We start from the raw sequence: 6,572 nt of genomic DNA, 5'->3' as shown, positions 1-6,572 counted from the left end.
CACAACAGTCACATTTCCCTCCCACAGGATGAAAGATAATCTTATCAGGATCTTCTACCATTGTCAATGTTGTTCCCTTATGCCCAGGCTGTGCGCCTTGACTTTTATTGCTCTTCTCACGATTATTCTGAATTGGCTTGCGAAATCCGTCACTTGAAGGTGACTTGTGACTGTTGCTGCTGTTTTTATTCAATCGTTGTTCTAACTCAACTATCCGATTTTGTAGTACCACTATCAATTGTTGCATATCAATGACCTGTTGTTGCATTCTACGCCAGTCTTCCTCTTTTACCAGTATATATCCTTTGGGTATTTTCATCAATGCAAGTATCGGAAAATATTAACCCATGTCAAATAAAGTTATAAAACGTTCTTTGGTCAGGTACTCTTTTATTATCTTTGGTCTGTTAATATGTTCATAACCGCTGAACAGTAACTAATAAGTTTATATTTAATTTAATTACTTACAGCTCAAACTATTAATGGTTTTTTAATGAAAAAAGCAAAATATATTATTTTATTCGTATTATATTTTCCTACTATTAGCATTTTCGGTCAAGACCCTAATTTTTCAAATTTTATCAATAATAAAATTTATTATAATCCGGCATATGCAGGAATGGATTATGGGTTAAGATTAAATTTAGCTTACCGCAGGCTGTGGCCAAACATACCAAGCAAATTCCAAACATTTTATGCATGTTTTGATCAAAGTATTCGGATTACCAGAGGTACAGGAGGCTTTGGATTTATTGCTATTTCAAATACTGAAGGTGAAGGTGTTCTTCAAAAAATTACAATTGGAATTCCGATTTCAGCAAGAATTCCAATCGCTGCAAGATCTTTAATTCAGGTAGGTGTAATGCCTTCATTTTCATTCAATAGCATTAATTGGGACCAGTTTGTTTTCAGCGGGCAATTAAACCCTTACTATGGCAATATTTATCCATCTGCATTTATCCCGCCCAATGACGGATCAAGTGACAAGTCCTTTGCTGACATTTTTAACGTTGGCTGTGTTTTTAGATATGAGAATAAATCTTCTCAGGCAAATTCATTCAAGCTTTATCGGAAATTCGAAATTGGGTTATCTGGTTTTCATTTATCTCAACCAAATCAATCATTTACTCATTCTAAAGCGCCGATTTCTGCTAAATATGTTTTCTTTGCTAATTATACTACATCAATTTCTCTTAATTATCATGGATACATGCTTATTGAACCATCAGTTCTATGTGAAAGGCAATGGAAGATGTTTTCCTACATGATGGGTGTAAATACATCTTTTACAGATTTTAATATAGATTTTGGCATATGGTGGAGAAATAAAAATATTAACCTGCAGAATACTGATGCAATTATAGTTTTGTTTGGATATCGTTTTACAATTAATAAGCGCAATAATACAATTCTAACTACCTCATTATCTTATGATATTACAGTATCACAATTAAGTGATGTAACCGGAGGATCTCCTGAGATCACATTAATTTTAGCTTTTAATAATAGTTCATTTTTTCATGATAAACCGGATGTCTGTGATGAAGGCAGTCCATGGATGAATAAAAAAAAGAAAATAATTCGAAAAAAATAACATTATAAAAAAGGACTATTTACCTGATCAGTGTAACCGTTCCATAAGTTTTACCATTATCACCACTCCAATTAGTGCCATCCATAAATTTTGCCATAACTTTCCAAACATAAACATCCTGAGGATAAAACTCTCCGTTTTCATTTCTTCCATCCCACCCCTCGGTAGGAATTCCTTCATCCAAAGCAGATGATTGCCAAACCAGGTTACCCCATGTGTCAAATATTTGGATAGTATATTCCAGGATACCTATCCCTTTGGGTAGGAAAAGATTGACTCCAGGATCAGGATGTTCCGGTGCAAAGGCATTCGGCACAAATAATCCTTTAAAGCTGACGGTATGAATCACAGCAGCAGTATCATAACATCCATATTGGTTCAGTGTGATAAGGGTAATATTATAATTTCCGGTATTATTATATTCTATCGGCTCATTGACTTCACAGGTGAACATTACCTGGCCATTTCCGAAATCCCATATACACTCAGATGCCCCTGCAGAGGTATTGACGAAAGTTAACTGTTCAGGGTATCCACCAGAGGAAGTATATGTGAACTGGCTCTCGGGTTTGGGAAATACCCTGATTTCAATACTGTCCGCATCCCTGCATAGGTTACTGTATTCCGAAATTAGTTTAACTTTATAAAGCCCTGGTGAATCAAAAATATGTGTTGGATTTGAAGTAAATATTGTATTATCTCCAAAGTTCCAAAGGTGATAACTACCTGAATCACCTTGAAAAGTAATTTGTAACGGGGCACAACCAGAAGTATCCGGCAAGATAAAGGCTTCAGGTGTAGGTTTTATTTCAATCAGTTTACCTGCCACTCCAACGCAGGCAGGAAATCCATATGCCGACACCCCGGTCAGTACCACCTCATAGGTACCTTCTTCCTGGTAGTAATGATATGGATTAGATAACAAAGATGAGTCGCCATCTCCAAAATACCATATTTTACCAGCTATCTCAACATTTGTGGAATAGTCAAAAAATAATGTTTCTCCAACACAGGCTTTATTATTTAAGTAAATTTCAATCTGTGGGGTCGGATTTATTTCAATAGTATCATAGGCATCATCGTGTCCACAGCCATTATCAATATGAAGCTTTACAATATAAGCGCCCGCTAGGTCAAAAATATGACATGGGTTTTCTGTGGATGATCCTTGCCCGTCACCAAAATTCCAGGAAAGATTTGAAATTCCAACACCGGACGTATCGGTGGAATAATTTTGAAAGCAGAATGTATCACCTTCACATCCTTTAAATTTATCAACAGTGAAGAAAGCATCAACGGTATTAGGTTTAACAAGTAATTCCCGCGACAAGGTATCTGTACCGCATCCATTGTATGAGATTAATTTAATTGTGTATAGAGATGAAGTATTTCCAGTTATATAAATATGTACAGGTTCAAATTCAGTAGATGTCGTTCCATCGCCAAGGTCCCAATAGAAAGAATCCGGCAAGCCTTTGGAAACATTCTTAAACTGAACTTCCACAGGCGTACAATCCCAATCGTGCAGCATGTCAAAATCTGATAGTGGTATTGGGTGGACCAGGATTGAGTCCGAAAAGATTTTAGATCCGCAGGGATTATAGCATCTGAAAGTGATTCTATATATGGTATCTGCAGATATACCTCCATAATATACCATTGAATCCGGGGGAACCAATAAATTACTGGTGGTTCCATTTCCAAAATCCCAATAATAAAAAGCATTATCTCCATATTGAGATTCGTCGATTGAAATATAAACGGTTAACGGTGCACATCCAACTTTTGGAGAAATTTCGAAAGCTGGTTGCGGTGGTGGAACCGTGACATTTAACATCATAGTATCAGAAGATACACAATTAAAAGTTGAATAGGCAGTCAATGTCACTATATAAAGACCTTCAACAGCATAAGTATGAATAGGAGCAAATAATGTAGAAGTAACGCCATCACCGAAATCCCAAAGATAACTTTCAGCATTACTGCAATTGTTGGTAAAGTGAATATTATCTCCCACACAGGCAGGAGGTTCAAAGCTAAAAGAAATTGAAGGCAAAGGCCTAACATTTATGATGATATTATCGGAATTTGAGCAACCAGTTTGATTATCATATATTGTATAACTTACGGTAAAAAGACCAGCCCCGGAAACAGATGGGTCAAATATCCCTAACGTGTCATTTACTATACCGGTCCCATTCCATGTTCCTCCAGTTGGCTGTCCTGTTAAAAATATCGGTTCATTGTCCGCACATATAGAGATGTCTGGGCCGGCATTGACAGCTGGTGATGGCATTACTGTCAATACTATTTGATCTTCAGAAAGACAATTCCCCGTCCCTCTGCTATAAGTTAACGTAAAACTTCCAACAATGACTGGAGAAAATATACCTGAGGGTGTCACGTTATTCCCACTCCAGGTACCGCCTGAAGGATTACCAAAAAGCTGAAAATTTCCGCTGTTTAAACAAACAGATGTATCATTACCAGCATTAACCGGAGCTAAACTTATCACATCAAATGAATTGCTGATCTGACTTCCAGTACCGCATTCATTTGTGGCCTGGACGGTGATCTGGTAAGTACCTGTTTGTGAGAATAAGATCGTAGGATTTTGAGAGCCTGAATTTGAAGGTGCTACAAAATTCCAACCATTAGGAGGGCTCACAGACCATAAATAAGACGTAATATTACTGCCATTAATAACATACGAAGCATTGCCAATATAAGTATAGGGAATGCAATCATCAGCGATAGTCGGAATATTAATGGAAGGAACATCTTTTGCAGTTATTGTGAATGATTGATTGTCACTACCGCATGCATTCGTCACATTGAGATTTACTGTGTAAGTTCCGGCAATAGTAAATTGTAGAACCGGGTTCTGAGAATGGTTATTAGTCCCGTTAACATAGCTCCATCCGGAAGCTGGACTTACACTCCAGGTAAATTGTATATCGGTTCCGGTGGAACTATTCGTAAAATTTACCTGAAAAGGCACACAGCCAGTATTTTGATCAAGCGTAGCGATGGCGGCAGGAGGATTTTGAACGGATATTTCTTTAGTAATCGTTGAACTTCCACAATTATTTGAGGCAGTCAAAGTAATCGAATATGTTCCGACAGTAGAATATGTCTGGCATGGCGGATTTTGAGCCGTTGATGTTTGCCCGTTACCAAAATCCCATTGGTAAGTCGCGGTAGAAGAACAGGAGGAGCCCCAGGCACCCGGAATGGTCGTATTCGAAAAAGAAAAACAGGTGGAATTTACACATCCTTGAACGGGATTTAGATCAAAATTTGCAATGGGCGAACTCCAAATTTTGATTGCACTTACAGAGGCACTCGTGCTTGAACAAGAGTTAGAAGCTGTGACGGAAACTATGAACTCATTATTTGGCTGTCCACAAGAAGTAGTAATAAAAGTATGTGATATGGTTGCGCCATTTGCTACAACTGAGTCCTGTGTCCAGATTATTGTCGGGCTATTATCACCAAAGTCCCATAAGTAAGTCGTTCCAGGAGAATTTAATGTATAATTTAACATAGTAAACGAAAATGTCTGAGGCGCACAACCTTGGGTGTTGCCTGGTGTCGATATACCTACTGCTGGGTTTGATTGGTTCTTCACTACATAGGTAGTCACTCCGCTACAACCATTGCTCCCAAAAGCAGTAATGGTTAAATCAAATGCCCCAAGCTGTGTATAGGTATAGTCTATGGGAAAGCTGCTATTTGTGAGGTTAGTAAGAGGCGGGCTACCATCGCCCCAATTGATGGTATAAGTTGAAATACAGGAGTTATTGGGTGTGTTGTTTTGAACCCGGACGGGAAAATCTGAATCTCCTGGTGTTGGATTATTGTCACAATTGCTGAATTCCGTGTCATTAATTAAATCAGTAAGCTGAGGATTGGGCCTACTTTTAACAATGACAGTTTCAGAATGTGAAACTGGAGTAGTTCCTCCACCAGTGGTGTCTGTTACTGTTAAAAGCACAATAAATTGTTGGTCGCCACAACCATAGGCATTGTAAGAATGATTTGGATTGTCAATATTCGAGGTGGTATCATCCCCAAAGTTCCATGAATAAATATACGGGGGAGTCCCATTTGTAACTGTCGATGTAAATTGTATTGAGGTCCCTGAACAAGCACTGTTAGGATCAAAAGAGAAAGTTACGTTGATTTGTGCATTTAAGCATACTGGCAATAAACTACCCAGAATTATTAAAATGATGCCTTTTAACAAGAAGTCAAATCTCCTTGAATTCATAATATTTGGTTGAATAATTTCCTTTTCCAAATATAATTAAGAATTTCCAATTCTCCTATAGAATAATGATCTGGACTTAAACTATATTACCTTGGTTTTCATCCAGTTTAAAATTAGACTTTTTAACTCCACCCTTAAAACAGACGTTGTAGACTAGTCAATTTGGTCGCCGTATCCAGCCAAAGGTGGAGGCAGTAAATTACAAAGAGAATGAGCCTTCAATATTTGGGTGGGATGATTAAAAATAACTTTCTATTTTTCTTTTTTAAATTTGTATATTGCTATAAATTAAAAATGTATGAAAAAGATTACATTTCTTCTGCTTTCCATTGCTATTATTGGCATAGGATGTACATTGTCACCTGAAAAAAAGGCACAAAAAGGAATAAAAGAGTATCTCCAAAAGAACCTGGATGATGCTAAAAGTTATGAAGGCATTGAATTTTCAAATCTTTTAAATGATTATACAAAATTTGAGGATACACCTATAGGCAAAACATTGTCATCTGCTAAGTCTGATTATCTTATGGATAGCTTAGGAATAGATGATTGCTTAATAAGTAACTATCCTAAAGAAGTTTACTACTCCCCATTCTTTAGACCACGATTTTGCTTTTCTTAATTGAATTTATTAACTCTATTTGTATTGATATTGCTGTTAATTTCGGGAAATAACTCGAAGAGTTATTCTCGATATTAACAGCT

General features: G+C 37.1%; 4 protein-coding genes. 2 read left to right on the top strand and 2 right to left on the bottom strand.

Going from position 1 to position 6,572, the window contains the following annotated elements:
• The coding region (locus M0Q51_16875; protein ID MCK9401645.1) for a DUF6444 domain-containing protein at nt 1-319 on the bottom strand (319 nt) is incomplete at its 3' end.
• 174 nt (nt 320-493) lie between these two features.
• Here M0Q51_16875 and M0Q51_16870 point away from each other — a divergent pair.
• On the top strand, nt 494-1,594 hold the full coding sequence (locus M0Q51_16870) for a PorP/SprF family type IX secretion system membrane protein (GenBank protein ID MCK9401644.1): 1,101 nt from the start codon (nt 494-496) through the stop codon (nt 1,592-1,594).
• Nucleotides 1,595-1,613: 19 nt separating this feature from the next.
• On the opposite strand, the gene M0Q51_16865 is transcribed toward M0Q51_16870, so the two are convergent.
• The gene (locus M0Q51_16865) at nt 1,614-5,867 is read right to left on the bottom strand and encodes a PKD domain-containing protein (GenBank protein ID MCK9401643.1); all 4,254 of its coding nucleotides are present in this window, start codon (nt 5,865-5,867) and stop codon (nt 1,614-1,616) included.
• 298 nt (nt 5,868-6,165) lie between these two features.
• On the opposite strand from M0Q51_16865, the gene M0Q51_16860 reads away from it, so the two are divergent.
• Complete coding sequence (locus tag M0Q51_16860; protein MCK9401642.1) at nt 6,166-6,489, top strand: hypothetical protein; 324 nt, start codon at nt 6,166-6,168, stop codon at nt 6,487-6,489.
• The last annotated feature ends 83 nt before the right edge of the window (nt 6,490-6,572 follow it).

This window comes from Bacteroidales bacterium (assembly GCA_023229505.1).
Taxonomy (GTDB): domain Bacteria; phylum Bacteroidota; class Bacteroidia; order Bacteroidales; family JAGOPY01; genus JAGOPY01.
Note: the sequence above shows the minus strand (reverse complement) of the source record. Positions and strands in the feature narration are given on the sequence as shown.

What these genes read in the sequence shown, in the direction of transcription:
- M0Q51_16870 (MCK9401644.1), top strand. Translation starts at nt 494, where the DNA reads ATGAAAAAAGCAAAATATATTATTTTATTCGTATTATATTTTCCTACT.
- M0Q51_16865 (MCK9401643.1), bottom strand. Translation starts at nt 5,867, where the DNA reads ATGAATTCAAGGAGATTTGACTTCTTGTTAAAAGGCATCATTTTAATA.
- M0Q51_16860 (MCK9401642.1), top strand. Translation starts at nt 6,166, where the DNA reads ATGAAAAAGATTACATTTCTTCTGCTTTCCATTGCTATTATTGGCATA.